Source organism: Vibrio sp. 10N.222.49.C9, from assembly GCF_041474985.1.
Lineage (GTDB): Bacteria > Pseudomonadota > Gammaproteobacteria > Enterobacterales > Vibrionaceae > Vibrio > Vibrio crassostreae_C.
This window is the reverse complement of the sequence record NZ_JBFRVD010001586.1, coordinates 1-342: the sequence shown is the minus strand read 5'-3', so window position 1 is coordinate 342 and position 342 is coordinate 1. Positions and strand designations below refer to the sequence as shown.

Sequence of the window (342 nt, the reverse complement as noted above, 5' to 3'; positions counted from 1 at the left end):
GAATAAAGTGCCAACGATTGTGCAGCTTTTGATTTAGGGCGAAGCATAGGCAGTTGTGCTGCTTGAGATCTTCTGGCTGTGTGATTTTAGGATGTGACTCTATGTATTTAGGAGAGGCGCACAAAATTCGATAGTTTTCTTTATACAAGGGTATGGCAATCATGTTGGAGTCTTCAGGTTCTCCAATGCGCAGAGCCACATCGACATTTTGCTCGTAGAGGTCGGCGTAGCTGTCGGAAAGATGCACGTGCACCGATACCTTAGGGTGCAGAGCCAAAAACTCATCGATGAGCGGCATAATGACACCTCGACCCGTATCTGAGGGCATAGAGAGATTGATAT

Annotated in this window: 1 protein-coding gene; it reads right to left on the bottom strand. The window is 46.5% G+C overall.

Annotated elements, in window-relative coordinates; all coding sequences use genetic code 11:
- A partial coding sequence (locus AB4585_RS29380; RefSeq protein WP_372172356.1) for a substrate binding domain-containing protein occupies window positions 1-298 on the bottom strand: 298 nt, incomplete at its 3' end.
- Window positions 299-342 lie beyond the last annotated feature (44 nt).